The following is a 25,061-nucleotide window of genomic DNA, read 5'->3' as shown; positions in this document are numbered from 1 at the left end:
TACATCCGGGATGTGCCGGATGGCGACAAGGGGAGTGGGGCTCAGCTGGTGAGTGCTGCCGACGTCAGGGGCTTCGACCCGGGCGACGGACGGATCTCCACGCCGAGTGCCGGTCGGGCTGCGGCGCGGTCCGTCGGCGCGCCCCCCGGCCTGCCGCCGTTGGCCCCCGACCGGGCCGGCCCCGATCCCGCCCGCCCCGACCCGGACCGGGTCGACCCGGCCTGGTCCGAGGTCCTCGAACACTTCCGGGAGGGCCTGGTCGTCTGTGACGCCGACGGGGTGGTCCGGCACGTCAGCCCGGTGGCCGAGCGGCTGCTGCCCGAGGTGTCGCCCGGCCGCCCGCTGGCAGCCGCCGGTCTCGCCGTACTGACCGGGGCCGCTGTCGAGCCCGACGGGTTCGGTCACCACGGCCGGCGACTGCGCATCCGCCGGGTGCCGCTGTCCGGTTCCCGGAGCTGTCTGTACGTCGAGGACGTCACCGACAGCGTCTCCCGGGCCGACGCGCTGCTCGCCGAGCGGGCCCGGTCGGCCTTCCTCGCCGTGGTCGGCGAGAAGCTGGGCAACCCGCTGCACCCGGACCGGGCCGCCGCCGCCGTGGTCCGGCTCACCGTGCCCACCCTGGCCGAGGTGGCGGTGCTGGTGCTCGCCCCCCGCTCCGGGCGGGCCCGGTGGTGGCGGGCGACCCGGGCCGACGACGAGTCACCCACGGTGGACAGCGGGGTGCTGCCCGCCGCCGCGCTGCCCCCGGCCATCGTCGAGGGCCTGTCCGGGGTGGAGCCGCACACGGTGGACTGGCTGGTCGACCAGGCGGTCGAGGCCGGCTGGCTGCCGGGGCTCAGCGCCCGCGAGGTGACCGCCCGGGTGGTCCCGCTGCCCGGCCGGGACGCCCCGGCGGGTGTGCTGCTGGTGGCCCGGCGGACCCGCTGGTACGACGACGCCGACGTGGAGCTGGTCCGGGCCTTCGCCGCCCGGGCCGGCGCGGCGCTCACCACCGCGGTCCTCTACCGCAACCAGGCCGAGGTGGCCGACACCCTGCAGGCCAGCCTGGTGCCGGTGGAACCGGTTGAGGTGGCCGGGGTGCAGTGGGGCACGGCGTACCGGCCCTCCCAGGCGAGCCTGCGTATCGGCGGCGACTTCTACGGCGCGCACCGGCTGGCCGACGGCGGTGCGGTGTTCTTCCTCGGTGACGTCTCCGGCAAGGGGGTGGAGGCGGCGGTCTTCACCGGCCAGCTCCGCCAGTGCCTGCAGGCGCTCTACCGGGTCGAGTCGCGGCCCGGCCGGCTGCTGAAGCTGCTCAACGACGCCCTGCTGGAGACCACCCAGGCGCACGGGCAGGGCCGGTTCGCCACCATGGTGCTCGGGGTGGTGCGCCCGCACCGCGACGGTGGCCTGTCGCTGACCCTGGCCGGTGGCGGGCACCTGCCGCCCTTGGTGCTGCGCGACGGTGGCGAGGTGGAGACGGTGCCGCTGAGCGGGATGCTGATCGGCGTGGTGCCCGACCCGCGCATCGGCGAGGTCACCGTCCGGTTGGCGGTCGGGGAGACCTGCCTGCTCTTCAGTGACGGGGTGACCGAGGCCCGGGGCGGCCGGCGCGGCGACGAGCAGTTCGGTCAGGACCGGCTGGTCCACGCCGTCACCGGCTGCCACCGGATGCCCGCCCCGGCGCTCGCCGAGCGGGTCGAGCAGGTCACCTGCGACTGGCTGGCACACGGCGACCACGACGACATCGCGGTGCTCGCCCTGCGGGCCACCGGACCGGGTGGCCGCCCCCGGCGGCACCTGCACTCCGTGCCGGCCGTGCCGGGCCAGGCCGAGGAGAGGACGTCCCGACCGTGACCGCCCCGACCGTCCCGGCCGACCCGTACCGGGCCTTCGGCGACTTCCTCGCCTGCCTGGAGGAGGCCGACGAGTACGGCGCGATCGACGTGGTCACCGGGCTACTCGACGCCGGCGTCCCGGCGGAACGGGTGCTGCTCGACCTGGTCGCCCCGGCGCAGACCGAGGTGGGCGAGCGGTGGGCCCGCAACGAGTGGAGCGTGGCGCAGGAGCACGCTGCGACGCACATCAGCGAACGGGCGGTGGCGGCGATCGCCGGGTACGCCGACCCACGGCCGACCCGGGGGCGGATCGTGGTGGCCTGCATGGACGGTGAGTGGCACGCCCTGCCACCCCGGCTGGTCGCCGAGGTGCTGCGGCTGCGCGGCTGGCAGGTGACGTTCCTGGGGGCCAGCGTGCCGGCCGCCCACCTGGTGTCGTACCTGCACCGGCACGACGCGCACGCGGTCGCGTTGGCCTGCGCCCTGCCGATGCGGTTGCCGCAGGCGCACCGGATGATCGAGGCGTGCCGGCGTTCGGACGTACCCGTGGTGGTCGGTGGCCGTGGGTTCGGCGTGGACGGCCGGTGGGCCCGGCGGCTCGGGGTCGCCTGGGCCCCGGACGCCCCGGGCGCGGCCGACCTGGTCGCCGACGAGCGGGCGCTGCGCCGGGTGCCCCCGGCGGACCTGTCCCACCTCGCCGACGACGAGTACGCCAGCCTGCTGAAGCGGCGCGGCGAGCTGATCGACTCGGCGGTGGCGGACCTGCGGACCCGGATGCCGTCGGTGGCGGATTACACCCCGGCGCAGTGGGACGCCACCACGAGCGACCTGGGATACACGGTGGACTTCCTGGCCGCCGCCGTCTACGTCGACGACGCGGAGCTGTTCACCGACTTCGTGACGTGGCTGGTGGCGATCCTGACCAGCCGGGGGGTGCCGGCCGGGTCGGTCGCCGCCACCCTGGGTCACTACGGGCGCGTCCTGCGTGACTTCCCCCGGGCGGCGCGGTTCCTGGCGCTCGGCGCGGCGGCGACCGTCGCGTCCGGCGGGGTGCGGCACTGACGCGCCGCGCGGGCCCCCGGGGGAGCGCTGCGTATACTTGCTGCACTGCAAGGGTCTACCTGTGGTGGGAGCGAGAGGGACGACGTTGACCTTCACCGTGACGCACGCCGAGCGGGACGATGGCGGCGTGTGTCTGCGGCTCGTCGGCGAGCTGGACCTCAGCTCGGCCGGGGCACTCAACACCGAGATCGACCGGCTCGCCGCGAACGGTGAGCGGCACCTGCTGCTCGACCTCACCGGGTTGACCTTCTGCGATTCCACAGGCATCGCGGCCTTCGTCCGGGGGGACAACCTCGCCGCCGCGCGGGGTGGCTGGCTGCGGCTGTACGGGGCGACCGGCCGGGTGGACCGGGTCCTGCAGATCACCGGCCTGGCCGACGTGCTGCGCTATCAGCCCGATACCGCCGACCCGCGGTCGCCGTCCGCCCGGTGATGGGCTAAATTTCCCCGCCAGCGGATGACCGCGCCGTTCCCGCTTCGCGGGTGACCGCGTTCGGTCAGGCCGCCAACGGGGTACCGAGACCGTCGTCCCCCGCTCGCCGACACAGACAGGTTGGACCCATGGACCGAGGCGCCACGAACCCCGTCCGCATCCTGGTGGTCGACGACGACCCGGGTGACGTGCTGATGATCGAGGAAGCCCTGGCGGACTCCGGCATCGCCAAGGTCATCGACGTGGTCGGTGACGGTCAGGAGGCGATGGAGTTCCTGCGGCGGGAGGGTCGGCACGTCGACGCCCGGCGCCCCGACGTGATCCTGCTCGACCTGAACATGCCGCGGATGGACGGCCGGCAGGTGCTCGGCGAGGTGAAGCAGGACGACGACCTGCGCACCATCCCGATCGTGGTGCTGACCACCTCCAACGCGGACACCGACATCGTGGGCAGCTACAGCCTCCAGGCCAACGCCTACGTCACCAAGCCGATCGACCTGGACGACTTCAACGACGTGGTGCGCCGGATCGACGAGTTCTTCGGTCGGGTCGTGGTGCTGCCCAAGCGTTCCTGACCGCCCGGGGCGTCCCGGCGCGTACCGACGCGTCGGGTCCGCCCCGGTCGTCGGCCCCGGGACCCGCCCCGCAATTGCTGAACATTTTTCTCGAACCGCCCCGGGGGTCGTCGGCTACCGCGAGGATCGAGCTGGGACAGACGTACCAGCTTCCTGGGGGGCGACACGTATGAGGTTCTCCGTCGTTGAGTCCGGCTACGACCGGCGTCAGGTCGATTCCTGCCTGGACGAGCTCGGAGTCCGGTTGACCCGGCTCGCCGCGCGGGCGGAGGTGATCGCCGGCGCGGGGCGGGACTGGGACCAGATCCGCCAGGAGACCACCCTGCTCCTGGCGGTGGTCGACCGGCGGCGGGCCGACGCGCCGGCGGCCCTGCGGACGGCAGGCGAGCTGCTGGCCCGGGCCCGCGCCGAGCTGGATGCCGCCCGGGAGGAGGCCCGGCAGTTGCGCGAGCGGGTGTACGCCGAGGCGGTGCAGGCCCGCCGCGAGTTCGAGGCGTCACTGCACGAACGGCGGCACCGGGCGGCCCGGGTCGACCAGCTCCTGACCGGGCTGACCGTCGAGACCGTGCCGGTGGACACCCCGACCGCCGCCGCCGGGGGTGTCCCGGCCACCCGGGTCGCCACCGGCATTGACGAGGTGACTGTGGACCAGCCCGAGCCGGGCACCCGGGTCGCCTGACCGGGCACCCTGCCGGGCGCGACCCGGTCCCGCCGCCGCCCGCCCGCGGTGCCGGCAGGGCGGGTTCAGAGCAGCGCGTCGACCACGGCGGAGGCCCGGTCCTCGTGCCGCGCGTACGCGCCGGGGTAGGCGGAGATCTGCACGGCCTGCGCGGCGGCGGTGATGCTGAGCTGCCGCCAGCCGGGGACCTCGGCCAGCGCGGAGTAGAACGCCCGCGCCGCGTAGGCGGGGCGCATCAGCTGGGCCACCGTGCCCCAACCGCTGCTCGGGCGCTGCTGGAACAGGCCCACCGAGTCGTGGTCCGAGCCGCTGCCCTGGTGCGGGTGGTCGTACGACTCGGGCAGCACGTCGCTGGCGAGGTTGTGCAGGTCGCTCTCCTGCATGGCGGTGGCGACGGCGACCACCAGGCCCCGGCGCGGCACCCCCAGGTCGACGCCGACCTCGACGATCACCTGGGCGTTGTCCATCTGCACCCGGCTGAGCCCGGCGACCGGGCGGGGCCGGGCCGGCTTCTTCGTCGGCTTCGGCGTGGCGCTGTGGGTGGCCGACGGTCGGGGGCTGGCCGGCAGGGGGCTGGCCGGCAGGACGGTCCGCTCCCGGGACCGGGAGGCGCGCTGTTCGTCGGTGGTCCGGTCGGCCAGCACCTCCTGCACCGGCCGGGGTTGCCTGTCGACCCGGTGCGTCCCGGCCAGCGCGACGAGCCCCAGGCAGCAGGTGACGCCACCGGCGAGGGCGATCCGGGCGGGGGTGGAGGCGAGCGCGGCACCGATGCCCCGTCGGGGTGGTTCCGGCGCGCGGTGCCGGCCGATCCTCCGTTCGTCCGAGGCTACCGGGGCCGAACGGGTGGCCGGGCGGTTCCGGGCCGGCTGCTGCGCGGCGGTCTCGTCGGGGTGCACCCGACGAGGTTAGAGAGGTTTCGGCCGGGAACCGGCGGTGGTATGGGTGGCCTACGCCACAATCGGCCCGAATCCGCCCTGATATTCCGTGTACCGGTCTTTAAAAGCCGTGAACCGTACACAGCGCCTTTGTCGGCTATACCGCTCCTGCGGTCATGAATCGGATGGCCGTCGGCGGTCCCGGGACGGCGGCCGCGACCCGACCGAACGGCGGAGGCGACCCCGCCGGACGGCGGGGTCGCCTCCGCCGGAGGTGGGGCGTCGGCGGTTCAGTGCCGGCCGTTCTCGGCCGCGCTCACCGTCAGCCGGTGCCGGCTGCTGTCGTCGCTGGAGAACGGCCACAGCCGGTCGGCGTACGCGACCAGTTCGGCCAACTGCTCCCGGCTCAACCCGGCCGACGAGATGCTGGCGTGCACGTCGGCCCGGTACCGGCCGTCGTCGTCGCGCCCGAGCTTCGCCTCGGCGGTCACCTGCACCGTGTGCGCCTCGTCGGTGATCTCCCCGGCCGCCTCGACCGCCGCGTGGTGCAGGCAGGAGGCGAAGGCGGCGGCGAGCAGTTGCTCCGGGGTCAACCCGGTGCAGTGCGGCGCGAGCGGTGACGCCAGCGCGGTGGAGAGCCCACCGTCGTCGGTGCGTACGTGCCCGCCCGTGGCGGTCGCGCTGGCCTCGTGCAGCCAGGAACTCGGATCCGGCATCGCGTTCCCCCCTCATCCGTCGGCCGGGTTCCCGGCCACGAACGGGTGAAACGCCCGCCCGGCGCGCCGACGGCTTCGATCAGACCGGTCCGGTCCGGGACCAGTCGTGCAGCGCCACCGCCTCGGTCTCCTCGGCGGCCGCCCGTTCGGTCCACGGCGACACCGGCGCGGTGCGCGGCCGGGGCACCGAGGCCAGCATCGGCACGTAGACCCGGGCGTCGACCACCTCCGCCAGCTCCAGCGCCGCCACCAGACTGCTGGGCCGCTCGCACGGGTCGTCGGCGAGACAGCGCCGGCACAGGTCGGCCACCTCGGCCGGGAGTCCGGCGACCGGCGGCAACGGCTCCGGCGTGATCTTCCGCCGGGACCCGACCAGCTGGGTGGCGGTGGTCCCCGCCGCGTACGGCAGCCGTGCGGTGAGGCAGTAGTAGAGCAGGACACCGACGGCGTACATGTCGGCGGCGGGGGTGGCCGGCTGCCTGTCGAACTGTTCCGGGGCCAGGTACGCCGGAGTCCCCATCAGCATGCCGTCCGGGCTGTGGTCGGGTGCGCCGGCCGGGGTCGCGATACCGAAGTCGAGCACCTTCGCCCCCGACGGGGTGAGCATCACGTTGGCCGGTTTGACGTCGCGGTGCACGATCCCGTGGGCGTGCGCCGCCGCGAGCGCGGCGGCCACCTCGGCGCAGACCCGGACCGCGATCCGCCAGTCCAACGGGCCGGCCCGCAGGTGCGCGGCGAGGGTCTCGCCCTCCACCAGCTCCATCACGATGTACGGCATCTCCCGGCCGGGCAGGGCCGTCGAGGTGCCGAAGTCGTGGACACTGGCGACGTTGGGGTGCACCAGCCGGGCGGCGGACCTGGCCTCGGCCCTGATCCGCTCGACCGAGGTCTGCTCGCCCCGGTGGGCGGGGGACATCAGCTTCACCGCGACCGGCCGGTCCAGGACGACGTCGTGGGCCCGCCAGACCTCCGACATCCCACCCATGCCGATGCGCTGTTCGAGCTGGTAACGCCCGGCCAGCGTCCTCATCGACCCGCTCCCGTCCATGCCGAACGCGTCGCCGGGGTGGCGATGGCGCTGTCGAGCCGGTACCCGGCCGCTGTGCTGGGCAAACCGTGTCCGCCCCGCCCCGTGGACCCGATCCCACGCCGGTGGACCCGGTCGGGCCACCCCGGCCCGACCCCGGGTGCGGTAGCTTGCCGTCAGTGGCCCGCGACCGCCGGCCGCCGGAGGGAGGCCCCGATGGGCGAGGTGACCGTACGCTTCGTCGGTGGACCGGCCCACGACCTGGTCCGGGTCCTGCCGGCCGACCCGGCGGGGGTGCCGCCCGCCCGCTGGGTGCTGCGCCACCCGGACGCCCCGCCGGCCCCCGGCGGGGGCGGTCCCGACCACCTCTACCAGCGGGACCAGCCGGCCGGCGACGACCAGTGGACGATGTCCTTCGTGCACACCTACCCGACCGGCATGAGCCAGTAGCCGCACGCCGCGCCGGCCCGTGGGTGGCCGGGCGCGATCCGGGGAACCGCCCCCCGACGCCGCCGGGCCCGGTACGGTCGAGCGGGGCCGCGCGCACAGCGGGCGCACAGGATGCGCACAGGGCAGCGCCAGTAACCGGTCCCACGATGGGGGCATGGTGACCGAGGGGCAGACCGCACCGCACCGGATCGAGTTGCGCCGCCCCGACGGCGAACCCGTCCGGGTGCTGGTGGTCGACGACGAACCCACCCTGACCGACCTGCTGTCGATGGCGCTGCGCTACGAGGGGTGGCAGGTGCGCAGCGCGGGCAACGGGATGGCGGCGTTGAGCGCGGCCCGGCAGTTCCAGCCCGACGCGGTGGTGCTCGACGTGATGCTCCCCGACCTGGACGGCTTCCAGGTGCTGCGCCGGCTGCGCGAGCAGACCCCGACCGTGCCGGTGCTCTTCCTGACCGCCCGCGACGCCGTCGAGGAACGGATCGCCGGCCTCACCGTCGGCGGCGACGACTACGTAACCAAGCCGTTCAGCCTGGAGGAGGTCATCGCCCGGCTGCGCGCCCTGCTGCGGCGTACCGGCTTCGCGGTGACCGCCCGGGAGGAGGCCGTGCTCACCGTCGGCGACCTCACCCTCGACGAGGACAGCCACGAGGTACGCCGGGGCGACGACCTGATCACCCTGACCGCCACCGAGTTCGAACTGCTGCGCTACCTGATGCGCAACCCGCGTCGGGTGCTCAGCAAGGCGCAGATCCTCGACCGGGTGTGGAACTACGACTTCGGCGGGCAGGCCAACGTGGTCGAACTGTACATCTCGTACCTGCGCAAGAAGATCGACGTGGGGCGCGCGCCGATGATCCACACCCTGCGCGGCGCCGGCTATGTCCTCAAACCCGCGCCGTGACCCGGTCGGTCGCCTCCGCCGCCGGCTGGCCGGCGGCCAGCGGCGTCACCGGTTGGCGGGCTGGTCCCTGCGCCGCCGGCTGGTGCTCACCGTGGTCGCGCTGCTGGCGCTGGTCAGCATCGGCATCGGCGGGCTGACCACTGTCGCGCTACGGCACTTCCTGATCAACCAGGTCGACACCCAGCTCGCCGGGGACAACCGCCGCTTCGACAGCCGGCTGCCCTGGGACCGGACCCCGGGCCAGCCCCGCCCCCTCGACCAGGCCACCGGCCGGCAGGGACAACCCGACCCGCCACCGACGTACCCGGTCGGCTCGATCGGGATGCGGATCGTCCCGCAGGAGCAGCCGTCGGCCCGCATCCGCAGCGCCTCCGGCGCGACCGAGGCGCTCGCCGCCGCCGACGTCGCCCCGCTGACCGGGCTGCCCGCCGACAGCAGGCCGCACACCGTCGACCTCGGCGAGCGCGGCGACTACCGGGCGGTGGCCCGCCAGGTTCCCGGCGGCGACACCCTGGTCTTCGCCATCCCGCTGCGCCCCGTGCAGGAGACCGTCTGGTGGATGGTCGTCGCCCAGGCCGGCGTCGCCACCGCCGGCCTGCTCATCGCCGGCAGCCTGGGCGCGCTGATCGTCCGGGCCACGCTGCGCCCGCTGCACCGGGTGGCGGCCACCGCCGGGCGGGTCGCCGAACTGCCGCTGGACCGGGGTGAGGTGGCGCTGTCGGTACGGGTGCCCGCCGCCGACACCGACCCGCGTACCGAGGTGGGGCAGGTCGGCGCGGCGCTGAACCGGATGCTGGGCCACGTCGCCGCCGCGCTCGCCGCCCGGCAGGCCAGCGAGACCCGGGTACGCCAGTTCGTCGCCGACGCCTCGCACGAGCTGCGGACCCCGCTGGCCGCGATCCGGGGCTACGCCGAGGTGGCCCGGCGGGGCCGGGACCGGGTACCGCCGGACGTGGCCCACGCGCTGCGCCGGGTCGAATCCGCCAGCACCCGGATGACCAGCCTCGTCGACGACCTGCTGCTGCTGGCCCGGCTGGACTCCGGACGGCCGCTGGCCACCGGGCCGGTCGACCTGACCGCGCTGGTGGTCGACGCGGTCAGCGACGCGCACGTGGCCGGCGACGGACACCGCTGGCAGCTCGACCTGCCCGACGAGGCGGTGGAGGTGCCCGGCGACGCCGTCCGGCTGCACCAGGTGGTGGCGAACCTGCTCGCCAACGCGCGGGTGCACACCCCGCCCGGCACCACCGTCACCACCCGCATCGCCCCGGTATCCGACGCGGTGGAACTCAGCGTCACCGACGACGGCCCCGGGGTGCCCCCGGAGCTGCGCGACGAGGTCTTCGAACGGTTCGCCCGGGGCGACAGCTCACGGTCCCGGCAGCACGGCAGCACCGGCCTCGGCCTGGCCATCGTGGCCGCCGTGGTGGAGGCCCACCACGGCACCGTCGAGCTGGAGAGCCGACCGGGCCGGACGGTCTTCACCGTCCGGCTGCCGGCCACCCCGACGCCCCCGGACCGTGCCACGCCCGTGCCGCCGCAACCGGTCGCGCCCGCGCCGCCGGATTCCACAGCCCACGCATAGCTCGGTCACGGGGCGGCCCCAACCCGCTGGTCGAGGCTGGCCGCATGGACAGAACCGAGAGCCTGCTGACGACGCCGGCCGATCCGCCGGACGACACCGCGACCGCACCCCCGTCCGGTCCGCGCGCCACCGCGACCGCACCGCCGGCCCGCTCGGCGTCGTCGCACCCGGACAGCGGCGACGCGACCCGCCGCGGCCCGCGCTGGGTCAGGCCCGCGCTGGCGGTGCTGCTGCTCGGCACCGGCCTGCTCTACCTGTGGGGCCTGGGGGAGTCCGGCTGGGCGAACTCGTTCTACTCGGCGGCGGTGCAGGCCGGCTCCGAGAGCTGGAAGGCGTTCTTCTACGGCTCCTCCGACGCGGCCAACTCGATCACCGTCGACAAGACGCCGGCCGCGCTGTGGCTGATGGCCCTGTCGGTACGGATCTTCGGATTGAACAGCTGGGCGATCCTGGTGCCGCAGGCGCTGCTCGGCGTCGCCTCGGTCGGCGTCCTGTACGCCACCGTCCGCCGCTGGTACGGCCCGGCCGCCGGGCTGATCGCCGGAACGGTCCTGGCGCTCACCCCGGTCGCCACCCTGATGTTCCGCTTCAACAACCCGGACGCGCTGCTGGTCCTGTTGCTCGTGCTCGGCGCGTACGCCACGGTCCGGGCGGTGGAGACGGCCGGCACCCGGTGGATCGTGCTGGTCGGGGTGCTGGTCGGCTTCGGCTTCCTCACCAAGATGCTCCAGGCGTTCCTGGTGGTCCCGGTCTTCGCCGGGGTCTACCTGCTGGCCGCGCCGACCGGCTTCTGGCGGCGGATCCGGCAGTTGCTGCTGGCCGGCCTGGGGCTGGTCGTCGCCGCCGGCTGGTGGGTGGCCACCGTGGAACTGGTCCCGGCCAGCGCCCGGCCGTACGTCGGCGGGTCGCAGACCAACAGCATCCTGGAGCTGACCCTCGGCTACAACGGCCTCGGCCGGATCACCGGAGACGAGGAGGGCAGCGTCGGCGGTGGCCGGATGGGCGGTGGCGGTGGACCGTTCTCCGGGCAGACCGGCTGGTTGCGGATGTTCGCCACCGAGGTCGGCGGCCAGATCTCCTGGCTGCTGCCGGCCGCCCTGATCCTGCTCGTCGCCGGCCTGGTGCTGGCCGGCCGGGCGGCCCGCACCGACCGCCGTCGCGCCGGGCTGCTGCTGTGGGGCGGCTGGCTGCTGGTCACCGGGCTGATCTTCAGCTTCATGTCCGGCATCTTCCACGCGTACTACACCGTCGCCCTGGCCCCGGCGGTCGGCGCGCTGGTCGGCATCGGCACCGTCCTGCTCTGGCGGGAACGCCGGGCCGCCGCCGGACCCGTCCCCCCGGTCACCGGTACGGCGACGCCCGCCGGGCCGGTCGCCGCTTCGGCTGTCCACCCGGGACCGACGCCGGGGGCCGACCTCGGGCCAGCGCAGCCTGCCGCCGGAACGGCACAGCCCACCGCCGGTGCCGTGACGACTGCCGCCGGTGCCGCGTCGGAGGCCGCTGGTCGGCGGCCCGCCCGGTGGCGGGGGTGGCTCGCCACCGTCACCCTGGCCGGTGCCCTCGCGGTGACCGCCTGGTGGTCGTGGCGGCTGCTCGGTCGCAGCGTCGACTTCCAGCCCTGGCTACGGTCGGCCGTGCTGGTCGCCGGGCTCACCGTGGCGGTGCTGATCGTGCTCGCCCGCCGGCTGCCCCGGCGTCTGGTGCCGGTGGTGCTGGCGCTCGGCGCGTCGGCCGCACTGGCCGGCCCGGCGGCGTACGCGGCGCAGACCGCCGGCACCCCGCACACCGGGTCCATCCCGAGCGCCGGCCCGGCTGTGCAGGGCGGCTTCGGCCCGGGTCGTGGCGGGCCCGGCGGTCGGATGGGCAACGGCATGGAGTTCCCCGGTGGTGGCGGCTTCCCCGGTGGTGGCGGCCTCCCGGGCGGCAACCGGGACGGCGGCACCGGCCAGTTCCCCGGCTTCCCCGGCCAGGACGGCGGCCCCGGCCAGGACGGCGGTTCCGGTCCGAACGGCGGTGCCGGTCCGAACAGCGGCACCGGTCAGGACGGTGGGCGTACGAGGGGTGGCCAGGGGCGCATGGCCGGCGGGATGGGCGGCCTGCTCGACTCCCGGGAGCCGAGCGCCGCGCTGAAGGCGCTGCTGACGGCCGACGCCGACGACTACACCTGGATGGCGGCGACCGTCGGCTCCAACAACGCCTCCGGCTACCAGCTCGCCACCGGCCGGCCGGTGATGGCGGTCGGCGGCTTCAACGGCAGCGACCCGTCACCCACCCTGGCCCGGTTCCAGGAGTACGTGGCCGCCGGGAAGATCCACTACTTCGTCGGCGGGGGCGGCTTCCGGGCCAACGGGGGCAGCTCCGCCTCCCAGGAGATCGCCACCTGGGTCACCGAGAACTTCACCGCGCAGACCGTCGACGGGGTCACCGTCTACGACCTGACCGACGCCGGACAGGAGGCACAGGGATGACCACGATCGGCAGCCCCCGGCCCGCCGTGCAGACCCGGACCGGCACCCCGACCGCCGTGCTCGACGTGGTGGTGCCGGTCTACAACGAGGAGGCCGACCTCGGTCCCTGCGTACGCCGGCTGCACGAGCACCTCAGCGCGCACTTCCCGTACCCGTTCCGGATCACCGTGGCGGACAACGCCAGCGTCGACGGCACCCTCGCCGTGGCCGAGGCGCTGGCCGCCGAACTCCCGCACGTCGAGGTACGGCACCTGAGCGCCAAGGGACGCGGCCGGGCGCTGCGGGTCGCCTGGTCGGCGTCGGACGCCCCGGTGCTGGCGTACATGGACGTGGACCTGTCGACCGACCTGGCAGCGTTGCTGCCGCTGGTCGCCCCGCTCATCTCCGGCCACTCGGACCTCGCCATCGGCACCCGGCTGGCCCGGACCTCCCGGGTGGTGCGGGGCGCCAAACGGGAGGTGATCTCCCGGGCCTACAACCTGCTGCTGCGGGGCGCTCTCGCCGCCCGGTTCTCCGACGCGCAGTGCGGCTTCAAGGCCATCCGCGCCGACGTGGCCCGGGAGCTGCTGCCGCTGGTGCAGGACACCGGGTGGTTCTTCGACACCGAGCTGCTGGTGCTCGCCCAGCGCGCCGGACTGCGCATCCACGAGGTGCCGGTGGACTGGGTCGACGACCCGGACAGCCGGGTCGACATCGTGGCCACCGCCCTGGCCGACCTGCGCGGCATCGGCCGGCTGGGGCGGGCCCTGGTCACCGGGGCGTTGCCGCTGGCCGCGCTGCGCGCCCAGTGGGGCCGGGCACCGCTGGCCGCCGCACCGGCGCGGGTGCCGGCCGGGCTGCCCGGCCAGTTGGCCCGGTTCGCCCTGGTCGGCGTGGTCAGCACGGTGGCGTACCTGGTGCTGTTCGTGGCGACCCGGGGGATGCTCGGCGCGCAACCGGCGAACCTGCTGGCGTTGCTGGTGACGGCGGTGGGCAACACGGCGGCGAACCGGCGGCTCACCTTCGGCATCACCGGCCGGCGGTCCGCCGGCCGCCACCACCTGCAGGGGTTGCTCGCCTTCGCCCTCGGCCTGGCGTTGACCAGCGGCGCGCTCGCCGCCCTGCACGCGGTCGGCACCCCGTCCCGGCCGGTCGAACTGGCCGTGCTGGTGGTCGCGAACCTCGCCGCGACGGCGCTGCGGTTCCTGCTGCTGCGCCTGGCGATGCACCACCGCCGGGCCTGACCGGCCGGGCGGTGGCGCGTCGCGATCTCCGTGCCCCGCCCGCACCGCCGGGCAGCCGGCACGGGCGTGCGGTGCGGGGCTCGCAGGACCGGTCCGGGCGGCGCGGGGCGGGGACGACCCGGTCCGGGCGGGCCTCAGTTCACCGGTGTGACCACCACGCCTGCGGAATGTTCTCGCGGATGTCCCCCGTGGGGCACCTCGGGCAGCGCGACGGTACGCGCCACCGCCTCCGTGACCCCGGGGGAGAAGTCGGCGGTGGTCGCCCGGACGATCAGTTCCGGGTCCAGCCGTACCGACGTGGTGCTGCCCGAACCGAGCAGGGTGAGCAGGGCATGCAGGGCCTGCGAGCCCATGTCCCGCAGCGGGGTACGGATCGAGGTGAGCGGCACCAGGAGCTGGGCGTCCACGTCGATGTCGTTGTACCCGACCACCGCCACCTCCCGACCGACCCGCAGGCCGTGGTCGCGCAGGGTGCCCATCGCGCCGATCGCGGCGAAGTCGTTGACCGCGAAGACCCCGTCGGGGCGACCGGTGTCCAGCAGTCCGGCCATCGCCGAGGCCCCACCGGCGACGTCGAAGGTGGACGGTGCGACCCACCGGGGGTCGACCGGCACACCCCGGGCCTTCGCCGCGGCGAGGAAGCCCGCGACCCGGTCGGCGGCGGTGCTGGCGTGCCCGGGACCGGCGATCACCGCCAGCCGCCGGCAGCCCACGTCGATCAGGTGCTCGGCGGCGAGCCGACCACCGAGTCGGTCCCGGCCGGTCACCGACGGGAAACCCCGGGAGGCCCGACTGACCAGCACGAACGGCACCCCGTCGGCGGCCAGCCGGGCCAGCATCGGATCGTTGCGGCGGGCGTCACCGATGATCAGCCCGTCCACCCGTTCCCCGATCAACCGCTGGATGCGCACCGCCCGCGCCTCGTCGTCGTCCCAACTGCTGCTCACCACCGCCTGGTAGCCGGCGGCGGCAGCGGCGGCGTCGATGCCCTCGAAGACGGTGGCCAGCACGATGTCGGTGATCCGGGGGACCAGCACGCCGATCACCCCGGTCTTGCCGCTGCGCAGGCTGGCCGCCCAACGGTCCCGGTGGAAGCCCAGCTCCCGGGCGGCGGCCACGATCCGGGCCGCGGTCGCCGGGGCGACCCGGACGTCGTCGCCGCGCAGCACCCGGGAGACCGTGGAAACGTGCACCCCGGTGTGGCCGGCGACGTCGCGCAGGGTCACCCGCTTGTTCACTGTGCCTCCCGTGCCGGACCGGTACCCGTACCCGGCAACCTAGCTGAGATGACTGCCCCCGTTCACATCGAAGGTCATGCCGGTGACCGTGGCGCAGGAATCGGAGAGCAGGAACAGCACGATGTCGGCGATCTCCTGCGCCGAGGAGATCCGGCCCAATGGCATCCGGGCCCGCAGCCCCGCCTTCTGTTCGGCGGTGAGCCGATCGTGCATCGGGGTGGCCACCGGGCCGGGCGCGACGGCGTTGACCCGTACCCCCTGCGGTCCGAAGTCGACGGCCAGGTGCCGCATCAGGCCCAGCACCCCCGCCTTCGCCGCCGCGTACGCCGTGCCCGACAGCCGGGTGCCGCCGTCGCGGGCGTTGAGGCTGCTCATCAGCACCAGCGACCCCCCGCCGGCCGCCGCCATCCGGGGCACCACGGCCTGGGCGACGACGAACGCGGCGGTGAGGTTGTTGCGCAGGGTGCGTTCCCACTCGGCGAGGCTGGTCTGTTCGATGCCACCGGCGCTGACCACCCCGGCCAGGTGGGCCACCCGGCGCGGGGTGCCGATCGCGTCGACGAACCCGCCGACCGCGACCGGGTCGGCGGCGTCCACGCCGGTGGCGACGTCCAGCACGTGCACCGTCTCGCCCCGGGCGCGGGCGGCGGCGACCACCGCCGCACCGATGCCGCTGGCCCCGCCGGTCACCAGCAGGCTCACGACGTGCCGCCGAGGATCTCGTCGCGGGCCCGCCGGTAGGCATCGGAGAGCAGCATCTCCGGCTGGGAGTAGACGACGAAGCGGACGCCCCGGTCGATCCAGCGGCGGGCCTCCTCGGCGGAGTAGGCGAGCATGCCGGCGACCCGGCCGGCGGCGACCACCCGCTCGACGAAGTCGACCGCGTGCTTCTCGACCTCCGGATGGGTGGGCTGGTAGCCCAGGCCCAGCTTGACCGACAGGTCGGCCCGGCCGAGCATGAGCACGTCGAGGTCGGCGGCGAGGATGTCGTCCAGGTTGGCCAGCCCGGCCGGGGTCTCGACCAGGGCGACGACCGTGGTGTTCTGCCCGGCCCAGGTCAGGTAGCGGTCGAAGTCGCCCCGGGCGGTGCCGTGCCCGGCGGCCCGCGCCGCCGAGCACAGCGTCCGGTCACCGACCGGCGGGTAGTGGGTCAGCCGGGCCGCCTCGACGGCCTGCGCGCCGGTCTCCACCAGCGGCAGCACCACCCCGCCGGCGCCGCTGTCCAGGGACCAGAGCAGGTCCTTCTCCTCGATCCGGCGCAGCCGGACCAGCGGGGTGGTCCCCGCCGAGCCGGCCGCCCGGACCATCGCCAGCACGCTCTGCTCGTCGGCGGCGGCGTGCTCGGTGTCGACGACCAGGAAGTCGTAGCCGAGGGCGCCGAGGATCTCGCCGATCGCCGGTTCCTGCAGCAGGGTCAGGCTGCCGAGGGCGACGCCACCGTCGCGCAGCACCTCGGCCAGCCGGCTCGGACGGGGAAACATCAGGACTCCAGCTTCTGCACGCCGCCGCAGTCGCGGTTGGCCGGCACCTCGCCGACGATCTTCAGGGCGGCGTCGACGACGGAACCGTCGTGCCACTCACCGACCTCCGGCAGCTTCTCGATGATCTTGTTGTCGAGCAGCCACTTGCCGTCCTCGGCGGTCACCGTGGCGGTGTCCACCCGACCGTTCGGGTCCATGTACGGCCACTGGTCGGTGCCGTACAGCTTGCTGATCGTCTCCGCCGGCACCTTGGTCCGCTCGGCCACGATCTTGATGACGTCGTCCTTGTTGGCCGGGTCCTGGTAGTAGCGCACACCCTCCAGCCAGCCGGCCATCCACCGGGCCGCGACCTCGGGCCGCTTGCTGATGAAGTCCTGCGACATGGTGATCAGGCCCTGCTCCTGGTTCGGGGCCACCTCGTTCATCGCCAGCACCCGCTTGGCCTGCCCGTCGGTGATGAGCTGGTACGCCAGCGGCTGCACCACGAAGCCGGCGTCCACCGCACCGCTCTTGAGCGCGTTGGCCGTGTCCGGGTAGCTCAGGGTGACGATCTGCCCCAGGTCGGACTGCTTGAGCCCGACCTCACCCAGCGCCCGGTCCAGCCAGTACTCGGTGGTCGAACCCTTGGCCAGGATGGCGACCTTCTTGCCCTTGAGGTCGGCCACGCTCTTCAGACCGCCGTCGAAGGCCTGGGTACGGGCCAGCAGGAGGTTGTCCGAGGCGCACCGGTACTGCTGCCGGTCGGCCACCGCCCGCACCCGCAGCCCCTGGTTGACCGCGTTGAACAGCGCGCCACCGGTGCCCGGGATGTTCACGTCCAGCTTGCCCTGACCCTGCACCGCGAGCCGGGAGTAGATGTCGGCGTTGGTGAACTCCACCTCGACCTTGTGCTTGCCGAAGAAGCCCTTCGCGTCGGCCACCATCATCGGGGCCAGCGAGAGGATCTCCAGCGAGTTGACCGTCACCTTGTCGGTGCCGCCGGCCCCCGTCGACTCCGCGTCGTTCCCGCAGGCCGCGGTGCCGAGCAGCAGGCTCGCCCCCAACAGCGCGGCGATGACACCCTTGTTCTTGATTGTCATGATTGGCCCTCCGTCCAGCTGAAGAAGCGCCGCTGCACGCGCAGCGTCACCGTGGTGAGGAAAAAGCCCATCGCCGCGATCACCGCGAGCGTGGCGTACATGTTGTCGATCTGATAGATCTGCCAGTAACGCCAGGTCATCGACCCGACGCCGTCGCTGGCGGCGAGGAACTCACCGGCGATCGTGCCCAGCAGGGCGAGCCCCGCGGCCAGCCGGATACCGGCGAAGATGGACGGCAGGGCGCCCGGCAGCACGATCTTCCAGAGGATCTGCTGCCGGCCGGCACCCAGGTTGCGGGCCATCAGGATCAGTCGCTCGTCGACCTGGAGCACCCCGGACATCGCGTTCACCACGGCCGGGAAGAACGAGATGATGCCGGCGAGCACCACGATCGGCCGTCCGCCGGTGCCGAAGATGACCAGCAGCAGCGGCAGGATCGCCACCACCGGGATCGGGTACGTGATGGCGATCAGCGGATCGATCAGCACCCGCACCCACCGCGACCGTCCCATCGCGATGCCCAGCAGCGTCGCCGGGATCACGCCGAGCAGGAAACCGAGCAGGATGCGCTGGGCGGTGATCCCGATGTTCGGCAGCAGCTCCCCGGAGGAGAACAGGTCGACCAGCGCCTGCACGCACTCCGACGGGGCCGGGAAGAAGGTCTTGTCGATCAGCCCGGCCATGCTGCCGCCCTGCCACAGCGCCAGCACCACGACCACCGGCACCATGCTGCCCAGCCCGCTGCTGAGCAGCTTGAAGCCGCGACCCGGTGGGCGTTCCGCGCGGGGGTCCACCGCGTAGCGGACCACGGGTTCGTCGGTCGCCCGCTCCCGGGTCGGCACGCTCTGCTCGCTCATCGGTCCCCCTTCGCTTCCGCCCACTCGGCCGCCAGGGTGGCGTCCCGCAACTGCGCCCACAGGTGGCGTTTCAACTCGGTGAACCGCGGGTCCAACTCGACGTCGCGAGTACGCGGCCGGGGGAACGGCACCCGGATCTCCTCGACCACCCGGGTCGGCCGGGGCCCGAGCACGATGATCCGGTCCGCCAGCAGCAGCGCCTCCTCGATGCTGTGCGTGATGAACAGGACCGTCTTGCGGTGCTTCGACCAGACCTGGAGCAGCTCGTCCTGCAGCAGCGTGCGGGTCTGGGCGTCCACCGCCGCGAACGGCTCGTCCATCAGCAGGACCTCGGGGTCGCTGGCCAGGGCCCGGGCGATCCCGGCCCGCTGGCGCATGCCGCCTGACAACTCGTGCGGCTTGTTGTCGGCGAACGCCTCGATGCCCATCATCGTCAGGTGCTCCCGGGCGACCTCCCGCCGCCGGGCGGCGGGCACCCCGCGCAGTTCAAGGCCGAACGCGACGTTGTCGGCGATGGAGCGCCACGGGATCAGCGCGTAGTCCTGCCAGACGATCGAGGTGAGCGGGCCGGCGGCGGTGCGCTCGCCGACGAAGCGGATCTCGCCGTCGTCCGGTCGGCGCAGCCCGCCGAGCAGGCCGAGCAGCGTCGACTTGCCGCATCCGCTCGGCCCGATCACGCAGACGAACTCCTGCGCCTCGATCGTGGTGCTGAGGCTGCCGACCACCGACAGTCGGCTCCCGTCGGCCCGGGGATACCCCTTGGCCACGTTGTCGATCTCGATGCGCATGGTCACTGCCCTCCGTGGGCCGGCAGGTCGGAGTAGTTGTGGTGCCACCAGTCGGCGATGTCGCGTCGCCTGGCGAACCAGACGCCGGGCAGGTCCTGGGCCCAGGCGATGAGATCCCGCAGCGCGGAGGCCCGCCCGGCCTGGCCGATCAGCCGGGCGTGTAGCCCGATCGAGATCATCTTGGGGGAGGTCTCGCCCTCCTCCCACAGGTACTCGATGCCCCGCCGGCAGTTCTCGAAGAAGTCGGTCGGGTTGCCGTAGCCGGGGCTGAAGGCGAACCGGCCGTCGTTGTACGTGTGCGTGTACGGCACCACCAGATGCCGCTGGTCGGCCACCTGCACCCAGTACGGCAGGTCGTCGTTGTAGGCGTTGGAGTCGTACCGGAAGCCGCCCTCCTCGACCAGCAGCCGGCGCGTGCGGTCCGACGGGGCGTACCGGGAGTACCAGCCGACCGGGCGTTCCCCGCACAGCTCGGTGATCGTCGCCACCGCCTGCCGGATCTCGGCGCGTTCCTCGTCCTCGGTCATCCCCGACGGCTCCCGCCAGCGCAGGCCGTGCGAGCAGATCTCGTGCCCGGCGTCGACGAACGCCCTGGTCAGCGGCCGGTTACGGGCCAGCGCCTCGGCGCAGCCGTACACGGTCACCGGGGTCTGCGTCCGGTCGAACAGCCGCAGCAGCCGCCATGCGCCGGCCCGGCTGCCGTACTCGTAGACCGACTCCTGGGACAGGTCCCGGTGCTCGGCGCTGGTCGGCGTGTACGAGATCTCACCGACCCACTCGTTGACGCTGTCACCGTCGAGGAGGCTGTGTTCGGCGCCCTCCTCGTAGTTGAGGCACAGGCTCACCGCCACCCGGGCGCCACCGGGCCACTCGACGCGGGGCAGGTCCCCGCCGTAGCCGATGAAGTCCCGCTCGGTGCCGGGTTCGACTCTGATCACCATGTCGTCGTGTCCTTTCTGCCGGATCGGCCGGCCCCAGCGGGAACCGGCGGCGGACCGCCGTTCGGATTCGGTGCCCCGCCGCGCACCAGCGCGGTGAGGTCTCGCAGTCGGGTCGCCCCGGGCGCCCGGGCCAGCCCGTGCAGCAGCTCGGCCGCCCCCGCCGGCACCCCCGGGGTGCGCAGCAGCGCGGCGTCGACGGCGGCCAGGTCGTCGGCCGTCATCGGGTCCTCCCGGTCGCCGTGGTGGAACCGGGCCCGCCCGCCCAGCCGGGCACCGCCGTGGGTCGTCACCTCCACCACCGCCGGCCGACCCGCCGGATATCCCTGGTCCAGCCCGGGGTCGTGGCGTACGGTCACCCGCTCGGCGAGCCGGGCGGCGCGGGTCCGTCGGTCGTCCGCCGCCCCGTCCGGGGCGCCCGGGTCGGTGCCGAGCAGTCCGCAGGCCACCACCCACGGGATGCTGAACTGGCGGGCCAGCCGGCCGGCCGGCCGCCGCTCGGCGAGCAGAGCCGCCCCCGCGTAGGTGTGCACGGTCACCGCCGCCACCTCGTCGGCGGGCAGGTCCCGGGCCATGGCGCGGGCCACCGTCCAGGCGGTCAGGGTGTGCGCGCACACCCCGACCGGCTTGAAATACACGTCGGGCAGCAGCGGCCGGGACAGCAGCGCGGCGTCCACCAGCCGGTCGGTGCCGCCCTGGTGGACGGTCCGGCCGAGGTGGGGCAGCACCGGGCCGGTGGCCGGGAACCCGGCGTCGGCGAGCCGGGCGACGGTCAGCCCGTTGGCGGTGCCCAGGGCGGGCAGCAGGTAGTGGGCGGCATGCCCCCGCCGGGTGTCGGCCTCCGGCCCGGCCAGCGCCACGGTCAGCGCCAGGTTCACCGTCGCGGCCAGTCCGGCGGCGTCCTGCCCGGCGACGGTCCCGGCGGCGGCCGCCGCCGCGCCGACGCCCCACCCACCGTGCGGGTGCACCCCGGGGCGGGGCGCGCCGAGCAGCAGCCCGAGTCGGGCACCCACCTCCCAGCCGACCGCCAGCGCCCGCAGGAACACCCGCAGGCTGCGGTCGTCGACCTCAGCGGCGGCCAGGGCGGCGGCGTACGCGTGCAGCCCCGGGTGCCCCCGGGATTCGCGCAGCCCCTCGTCGCACTGGCTGACGGTGATCGCCGCCGCCGTCACCGCGGCGGCCCGCGCCGGCTCGTCCGTCCCGCCCGGCGCGGCCAGCAGGCTGCACGGGCCGTCCGGGTCGCCGGCGGTGTCCAGCCCGGCGGGCAGGTGCCCGTGGGCCGCGACGGCGTTGGCGGTCAGCCGGGCCGCCACCTGCCGCACCAGCACCTGCCCGGTGCCGGTGGCCAGCAGTGTGTCGGCGGCCTCGACGGCACCGGCGACGAGCGTGGCCAGCACGTCGTCGTGGGCGTCGGACCGCCGGTGCCCGGTCACGGCGCGATCACCTGCTTGCCGAGCACCCGCCGGTCGGCGAGCGCCTGGTGGGCCCGGCCGGCGTCGGCCAACGACAGGACCGCGTCGACCCGGGGGGCGAGCTGTCCCGCCGCGACCAGCCCCAGCACCCGGGCGATCTCGTCGGGACGCTGGCTGCGCGAGCCGCGCAGCTCGTACTCGTTGCGGAAGGTCTCGATGAGGTCGAGGTGCGGGTGCTCCCCGGCGTGGCCGCCGCCGACGATCAGCCGGCCGGTGGGGGCGAGGGTGCCCAGCGCGGCCTCGAAGACGTCGCCGCCGATGTGTTCGACGATCACGTCGAAGCCCGCGCCCCCGGTGATCTCCCGGGCCTCGGCGGCCCAGTCGGGATTCCGGGTGCTCAGCACCGCGTCCGCGCCGAGCGAGGAGACGAAGTCGGCCTTCGCCGGGTCGCCGATGAGGCCGACCACCCGGGCGCCGCCGAGCTTGGCGAGCTGCACCACCGCGTGCCCGAGCCCACCGGCGGCGCCCGGGGCGAGGACCCACTCGCCGGGGGCGAGCCGACCGATGGAGTACAGGGTGCGCCAGGCGGTGCCGAAGGAGATCGGGGTGGCGGCGGCGACCACCGGGTCGAGGTCGCCGATGTCCAGCAGGCCGCGCGCCGGGGCCACCGCGTGCCGGGCGTACCCGCCCCACCTGGTGATGCCGGGCATGTCGGCGTTCGGGCAGAGGTTGGCCCGCCCGGTCAGGCAGCGGGGGCAGCTCCCGCAGGGCGTGTTGGGCAGCACCAGCACGCGGTCGCCCGGGGCCCGGCCGGTGACCCGGGAGCCGAGCCGTTCCACCACGCCGACGACCTCGCGGCCGAGCACGTGCGGCAGCCGCAGCGGCATCCGGGACACCCCGCTGCGCAGGTCGGCGTCGAGGTGGTTGACGGCGACCGCGAGCACCCGCAGCAGGACCTCGTCGGGGCCGAGTTCGGGCAGGTCGACCTCGGTGAGGGTGAGCGTCTCGGGGCCGCCGTACCCGTTCATGGTCACTGCTTCGGTCTTCACGCGCGACGTCCTTCCACCATGGTGCGCAGGGCTTCCGGCACGGCGCCGGGTTCTTCGACGGCCAGGGCGAGGGCCAACGCGACCCGGGCCTGGGTGCCGGTGAGGTCACCGGCGAAGAGCGCGCCGGCGCGGGCGAGGGTCGCCCCGCCGCCGGCGTAGACCGGGCGGACCCGGCCCGCCCCGGTCCGGCTGGTGATGACCACGGGTACGCCGCGTCGGCCGGCCTCCGCGATGGCCTCGGCGACCGCGGGTGGGGCGTTGCCCGCGCCGAACGCCTCGACCACGATGCCGGCGGCACCGGCGTGCAGCGACGCGCGCAGGTGGGTGCCGTCCGCGCCCGCGACGAGCTTGACCAGGTCCACCCGGGGCAGTCGGGTGGGGATCGGCAGGTGGGCGTAGTGCCCGCCCCGGGCGGCGGTGGAGACCCGCAGCACGCCGTCCGGGTCGACCAGGGCCAGCACGCCGGCGGTACCGCCGGAGAACGCCGACACCGCCGAGGTGTGCACCTTGCGGCTCTCCACCGCGGCGTACGCGACGCCGCCCATGACCGTCGCCGCGCCGAGCGGCCGGGGCGCGGTGACCACCCGGATCGCGTCGGCGAGGTTGCGTCCGGCGTCGGAGTCGGGCTCGTCGGCGCCGCGCTGGGCCCCGGTCAGCACGACCCGGGCGTCGGGGCCGGTGAACTGCCCGGTCAGGTAGGCGGCCTCCTCCAGCGTGTCGGTGCCGTGGGTGACGACCACGCCGGTGAACCCGTCGTCGAGCTTGGCCCGTACCGCCCGGACGGTGGTCAGCATGTCGTCCAGGGAGAGCGTGAAGCTCGGCCGGCAGGACAGGTCGAAGCCGTGGATCTCCGCGTCGGTCGTGCCCAGGACGTTCTTCAGCAGGTCCGTGACGGAGTCGGTCACGGCCAGGCCCTCGTCGGGGTCCCACCGCGACGCGATCGTCCCACCGGTTGCCAGAACCGCGATCCGCACCGGCCACACCCCCTTTGCGCAAACGATTGCTCAATCGAGGTGATGACAGTTGCACAAACGTTCGCCCTGCACAAGAGCTGCGAGAACGTGAACCCGAGGATGTTATGGATTGGTGGCCGCGTCGATGACGTACGGATGTCGGGCCTGTTGCGGTGTCCGTCGTCGTCCGGTTCCCGGGTCGCCCCGGTGTCGCGGCGCGGCGGGTGGCCGGCGGCGTGGCAGGCTGGGACCGTGTACCGGGAACGACCCGCCGGGGTGATCGACGCAGCGGTGCTCTGGGCCAGCGAGAGCCGCCCGGACGCCCCGCCGACCCGGGTGCTGCCCGACGGTTGTCTCGACCTGCTCTGGTCCAGCCGCTCGGGGCTGCTGGTCGCCGGCCCGGACCGCACGGCGCAGCTCAGCGTGTCGGCACCCGGAGAACGGTGGCGCGGGGTCCGGCTGCCGCCCGGGGTGGGCCCGGCCGTCTTCGGCGTCCCCGCCGACGAACTGCGGGACCGCCGGGTGCCCCTCGACGCCCTCTGGGGGCGGGACGCCGTCCGGCTCACCGAGCAGCTCGGCGCGTCGCCCACCGCCGCCGCGCTGGCCGCGATCGCCGTCGACCGGCTCGCCCGGGGAGGCGGCGTCGACCCGCTCGGCCCCCGGGTGGCCGCGCTGCTCGCCGCCGGCGCCACGGTCACCGCGACCGCCGCCGAGGTCGGCCTCGGCCCGCGCACCCTGCACCGGCGCAGCCGTACCCTCTTCGGGTACGGCCCCAAGACCCTCGCCCGGATCCTGCGGTTGCACCGCGCCTTGGCGCTGGCCCGTCGCGGCGTCGGCCTGGCCGAGGTGGCCGCCCGTGCCGGTTACGCCGACCAGGCCCACTTCACCCGCGACGTCCGGGACCTGGCCGGCGTCGCACCGACCACCCTGCTCGCCCGCTGACCACCCGCGTCACCCCGGAGCGGCCGGGTTCCCGAGTCCCCCGTGACCGGGTCCGACGGGCGCGAGGGCCGGCGTTTCGATGGTGCCTGCGTCCGGAGGTGGCTACGGGGCTGAGGGCTGCGGGCTGCGGTGGTTGCCCGGGGCCGCCGTGGTGCTCTCGGGGTCGTCCCGGGTCACGGCGGTGGTCCCGAGGTTCGCCGCCGACAGCGTGGTGACGTGACCGTCGGGCCGACCCCGGCCACCTCGGTCCACCCCACCCCTTGCCCGTCCCGATGGGCGCGGCGAGGGGGTCGGTTGTGCAGTACGGGCCCTTTCGAGCTGATGGCCTCAACGAATCGAGCCCGTGCGCGGCCGGCCGGGAGCCCGCCGGTCCTCGGTGCAGGGTGGGTGCGCTTACCCGGATCGATGCGGCTCTGGCGAGGTCCCCCCGACCCTGGCTGCCTTCACGCCGGTCGCCCCGACCCTGGCCGCCTTTACGCCGGTCGCCGCGCGGCCGGCCCGGGGACGGCGGTC

At 74.6% G+C, this 25,061-nt stretch carries 24 protein-coding genes; 11 read left to right on the top strand and 13 right to left on the bottom strand.

The window, feature by feature from the left end; translation table 11 throughout:
• Positions 1-48 precede the first annotated feature (48 nt).
• The 5 genes from ACN265_RS16270 to ACN265_RS16250 all read left to right on the top strand — a co-directional run bounded on the left by ACN265_RS16270 (position 49) and on the right by ACN265_RS16250 (position 4,566).
• On the top strand, positions 49-1,836 hold the full coding sequence (locus ACN265_RS16270; protein ID WP_420115477.1) for a SpoIIE family protein phosphatase: 1,788 nt from the start codon (positions 49-51) through the stop codon (positions 1,834-1,836).
• Positions 1,833-2,879: a cobalamin B12-binding domain-containing protein gene (locus tag ACN265_RS16265; RefSeq protein ID WP_357926908.1), complete on the top strand. Its 1,047-nt coding sequence runs from the start codon at positions 1,833-1,835 to the stop codon at positions 2,877-2,879. Before ACN265_RS16270 ends, ACN265_RS16265 begins: the two co-directional genes overlap by 4 nt.
• Positions 2,880-2,964: 85 nt before the next feature.
• Positions 2,965-3,312 carry an STAS domain-containing protein gene (locus ACN265_RS16260; RefSeq protein ID WP_204924661.1) on the top strand — a complete coding sequence of 116 codons (348 nt, stop codon included), beginning with the start codon at positions 2,965-2,967 and terminating at the stop codon, positions 3,310-3,312.
• 128 nt (positions 3,313-3,440) lie between these two features.
• Positions 3,441-3,887 carry a response regulator gene (locus ACN265_RS16255; protein WP_402898027.1) on the top strand — a complete coding sequence of 149 codons (447 nt, stop codon included), beginning with the start codon at positions 3,441-3,443 and terminating at the stop codon, positions 3,885-3,887.
• A gap of 169 nt (positions 3,888-4,056) precedes the next feature.
• Entirely contained in the window at positions 4,057-4,566 is a 510-nt protein-coding gene (locus tag ACN265_RS16250) for an ATPase (protein ID WP_421408429.1), read from the top strand.
• Positions 4,567-4,631: 65 nt separating this feature from the next.
• Here the strand turns inward: ACN265_RS16250 and ACN265_RS16245 are convergent, their stop codons facing one another.
• The 3 genes from ACN265_RS16245 to ACN265_RS16235 form a co-directional block, all read right to left on the bottom strand.
• On the bottom strand, positions 4,632-5,462 hold the full coding sequence (locus ACN265_RS16245; protein WP_421408428.1) for a hypothetical protein: 831 nt from the start codon (positions 5,460-5,462) through the stop codon (positions 4,632-4,634).
• A gap of 269 nt (positions 5,463-5,731) precedes the next feature.
• Positions 5,732-6,157 (bottom strand): OsmC family protein, encoded by a 426-nt coding sequence (locus tag ACN265_RS16240; protein ID WP_204924582.1) that lies wholly within the window; start codon positions 6,155-6,157, stop codon positions 5,732-5,734.
• Positions 6,158-6,236: 79 nt separating this feature from the next.
• Entirely contained in the window at positions 6,237-7,187 is a 951-nt protein-coding gene (locus tag ACN265_RS16235; protein ID WP_204924581.1) for a serine/threonine-protein kinase, read from the bottom strand.
• A 213-nt stretch (positions 7,188-7,400) separates the two neighbouring features.
• Between ACN265_RS16235 and ACN265_RS16230 the strand changes: the two genes are divergently transcribed.
• The 5 genes from ACN265_RS16230 to ACN265_RS16210 all read left to right on the top strand — a co-directional run bounded on the left by ACN265_RS16230 (position 7,401) and on the right by ACN265_RS16210 (position 13,811).
• Positions 7,401-7,634, top strand: a complete 234-nt coding sequence (locus ACN265_RS16230; protein WP_204924580.1) for a hypothetical protein — start codon at positions 7,401-7,403, stop codon at positions 7,632-7,634.
• Between the two features lie 154 nt (positions 7,635-7,788).
• Positions 7,789-8,535, top strand: coding sequence for a response regulator transcription factor (locus tag ACN265_RS16225; protein WP_204924579.1), 747 nt, complete (start codon positions 7,789-7,791; stop codon positions 8,533-8,535).
• Between the two features lie 52 nt (positions 8,536-8,587).
• Positions 8,588-10,120, top strand: a complete 1,533-nt coding sequence (locus tag ACN265_RS16220; protein ID WP_420119037.1) for a HAMP domain-containing sensor histidine kinase — start codon at positions 8,588-8,590, stop codon at positions 10,118-10,120.
• 44 nt (positions 10,121-10,164) lie between these two features.
• The gene (locus ACN265_RS16215) at positions 10,165-12,588 is read left to right on the top strand and encodes a glycosyltransferase family 39 protein (RefSeq protein WP_421408427.1); all 2,424 of its coding nucleotides are present in this window, start codon (positions 10,165-10,167) and stop codon (positions 12,586-12,588) included.
• Complete coding sequence (locus ACN265_RS16210) at positions 12,585-13,811, top strand: glycosyltransferase (protein WP_421408426.1); 1,227 nt, start codon at positions 12,585-12,587, stop codon at positions 13,809-13,811. Before ACN265_RS16215 ends, ACN265_RS16210 begins: the two co-directional genes overlap by 4 nt.
• Before the next feature lie 134 nt (positions 13,812-13,945).
• Here ACN265_RS16210 and ACN265_RS16205 read toward each other — a convergent pair whose 3' ends face one another.
• The 10 genes from ACN265_RS16205 to ACN265_RS16160 are packed head-to-tail and all read right to left on the bottom strand — an operon-like array spanning position 13,946 to position 23,627.
• Complete coding sequence (locus tag ACN265_RS16205; protein WP_420119040.1) at positions 13,946-15,049, bottom strand: LacI family DNA-binding transcriptional regulator; 1,104 nt, start codon at positions 15,047-15,049, stop codon at positions 13,946-13,948.
• A gap of 39 nt (positions 15,050-15,088) precedes the next feature.
• Positions 15,089-15,751, bottom strand: coding sequence for an SDR family NAD(P)-dependent oxidoreductase (locus ACN265_RS16200; protein WP_421408425.1), 663 nt, complete (start codon positions 15,749-15,751; stop codon positions 15,089-15,091).
• Complete coding sequence (locus ACN265_RS16195; protein WP_363654411.1) at positions 15,748-16,530, bottom strand: HpcH/HpaI aldolase family protein; 783 nt, start codon at positions 16,528-16,530, stop codon at positions 15,748-15,750. The genes ACN265_RS16200 and ACN265_RS16195 overlap by 4 nt, the downstream gene beginning before the upstream one ends.
• The gene (locus tag ACN265_RS16190) at positions 16,530-17,609 is read right to left on the bottom strand and encodes an ABC transporter substrate-binding protein (protein WP_421408424.1); all 1,080 of its coding nucleotides are present in this window, start codon (positions 17,607-17,609) and stop codon (positions 16,530-16,532) included. Before ACN265_RS16190 ends, ACN265_RS16195 begins: the two co-directional genes overlap by 1 nt.
• A complete protein-coding gene (locus ACN265_RS16185; RefSeq protein ID WP_204924571.1) occupies positions 17,606-18,466 on the bottom strand; it encodes an ABC transporter permease in 861 nt (286 codons plus the stop codon). Before ACN265_RS16185 ends, ACN265_RS16190 begins: the two co-directional genes overlap by 4 nt.
• Positions 18,463-19,254, bottom strand: coding sequence for an ABC transporter ATP-binding protein (locus tag ACN265_RS16180; protein WP_357926883.1), 792 nt, complete (start codon positions 19,252-19,254; stop codon positions 18,463-18,465). Before ACN265_RS16180 ends, ACN265_RS16185 begins: the two co-directional genes overlap by 4 nt.
• Before the next feature lie 2 nt (positions 19,255-19,256).
• A complete protein-coding gene (locus tag ACN265_RS16175) occupies positions 19,257-20,195 on the bottom strand; it encodes a polysaccharide deacetylase family protein (RefSeq protein WP_204924569.1) in 939 nt (312 codons plus the stop codon).
• The gene (locus ACN265_RS16170; protein ID WP_421408423.1) at positions 20,189-21,625 is read right to left on the bottom strand and encodes an MmgE/PrpD family protein; all 1,437 of its coding nucleotides are present in this window, start codon (positions 21,623-21,625) and stop codon (positions 20,189-20,191) included. Before ACN265_RS16170 ends, ACN265_RS16175 begins: the two co-directional genes overlap by 7 nt.
• Entirely contained in the window at positions 21,622-22,653 is a 1,032-nt protein-coding gene (locus ACN265_RS16165) for a quinone oxidoreductase family protein (RefSeq protein WP_421408422.1), read from the bottom strand. Before ACN265_RS16165 ends, ACN265_RS16170 begins: the two co-directional genes overlap by 4 nt.
• On the bottom strand, positions 22,650-23,627 hold the full coding sequence (locus ACN265_RS16160; protein ID WP_357926871.1) for an asparaginase: 978 nt from the start codon (positions 23,625-23,627) through the stop codon (positions 22,650-22,652). Before ACN265_RS16160 ends, ACN265_RS16165 begins: the two co-directional genes overlap by 4 nt.
• 231 nt (positions 23,628-23,858) lie before the next feature.
• Between ACN265_RS16160 and ACN265_RS16155 the strand changes: the two genes are divergently transcribed.
• A complete protein-coding gene (locus ACN265_RS16155; RefSeq protein ID WP_421408421.1) occupies positions 23,859-24,548 on the top strand; it encodes a helix-turn-helix domain-containing protein in 690 nt (229 codons plus the stop codon).
• Positions 24,549-25,061: the final 513 nt, after the last annotated feature.

The organism is Micromonospora sp. WMMD730, from assembly GCF_049178955.1.
GTDB classification, from domain to species: Bacteria; Actinomycetota; Actinomycetes; order Mycobacteriales; family Micromonosporaceae; genus Micromonospora; species Micromonospora wenchangensis.
This window is presented reverse-complemented; position numbering and strand designations above follow the sequence as displayed.

Excerpts from the sequence above, each read along its gene's own strand:
- ACN265_RS16230 (WP_204924580.1), top strand. The coding sequence starts at position 7,401 with ATGGGCGAGGTGACCGTACGCTTCGTCGGTGGACCGGCCCACGACCTG.
- ACN265_RS16215 (WP_421408427.1), top strand. The coding sequence starts at position 10,165 with ATGGACAGAACCGAGAGCCTGCTGACGACGCCGGCCGATCCGCCGGAC.
- ACN265_RS16180 (WP_357926883.1), bottom strand. The coding sequence starts at position 19,254 with ATGCGCATCGAGATCGACAACGTGGCCAAGGGGTATCCCCGGGCCGAC.
- ACN265_RS16190 (WP_421408424.1), bottom strand. The coding sequence starts at position 17,609 with ATGACAATCAAGAACAAGGGTGTCATCGCCGCGCTGTTGGGGGCGAGC.
- ACN265_RS16250 (WP_421408429.1), top strand. The coding sequence starts at position 4,057 with ATGAGGTTCTCCGTCGTTGAGTCCGGCTACGACCGGCGTCAGGTCGAT.
- ACN265_RS16210 (WP_421408426.1), top strand. The coding sequence starts at position 12,585 with ATGACCACGATCGGCAGCCCCCGGCCCGCCGTGCAGACCCGGACCGGC.
- ACN265_RS16225 (WP_204924579.1), top strand. The coding sequence starts at position 7,789 with ATGGTGACCGAGGGGCAGACCGCACCGCACCGGATCGAGTTGCGCCGC.
- ACN265_RS16195 (WP_363654411.1), bottom strand. The coding sequence starts at position 16,530 with ATGTTTCCCCGTCCGAGCCGGCTGGCCGAGGTGCTGCGCGACGGTGGC.
- ACN265_RS16255 (WP_402898027.1), top strand. The coding sequence starts at position 3,441 with ATGGACCGAGGCGCCACGAACCCCGTCCGCATCCTGGTGGTCGACGAC.
- ACN265_RS16185 (WP_204924571.1), bottom strand. The coding sequence starts at position 18,466 with ATGAGCGAGCAGAGCGTGCCGACCCGGGAGCGGGCGACCGACGAACCC.
- ACN265_RS16235 (WP_204924581.1), bottom strand. The coding sequence starts at position 7,187 with ATGAGGACGCTGGCCGGGCGTTACCAGCTCGAACAGCGCATCGGCATG.
- ACN265_RS16175 (WP_204924569.1), bottom strand. The coding sequence starts at position 20,195 with ATGGTGATCAGAGTCGAACCCGGCACCGAGCGGGACTTCATCGGCTAC.
- ACN265_RS16240 (WP_204924582.1), bottom strand. The coding sequence starts at position 6,157 with ATGCCGGATCCGAGTTCCTGGCTGCACGAGGCCAGCGCGACCGCCACG.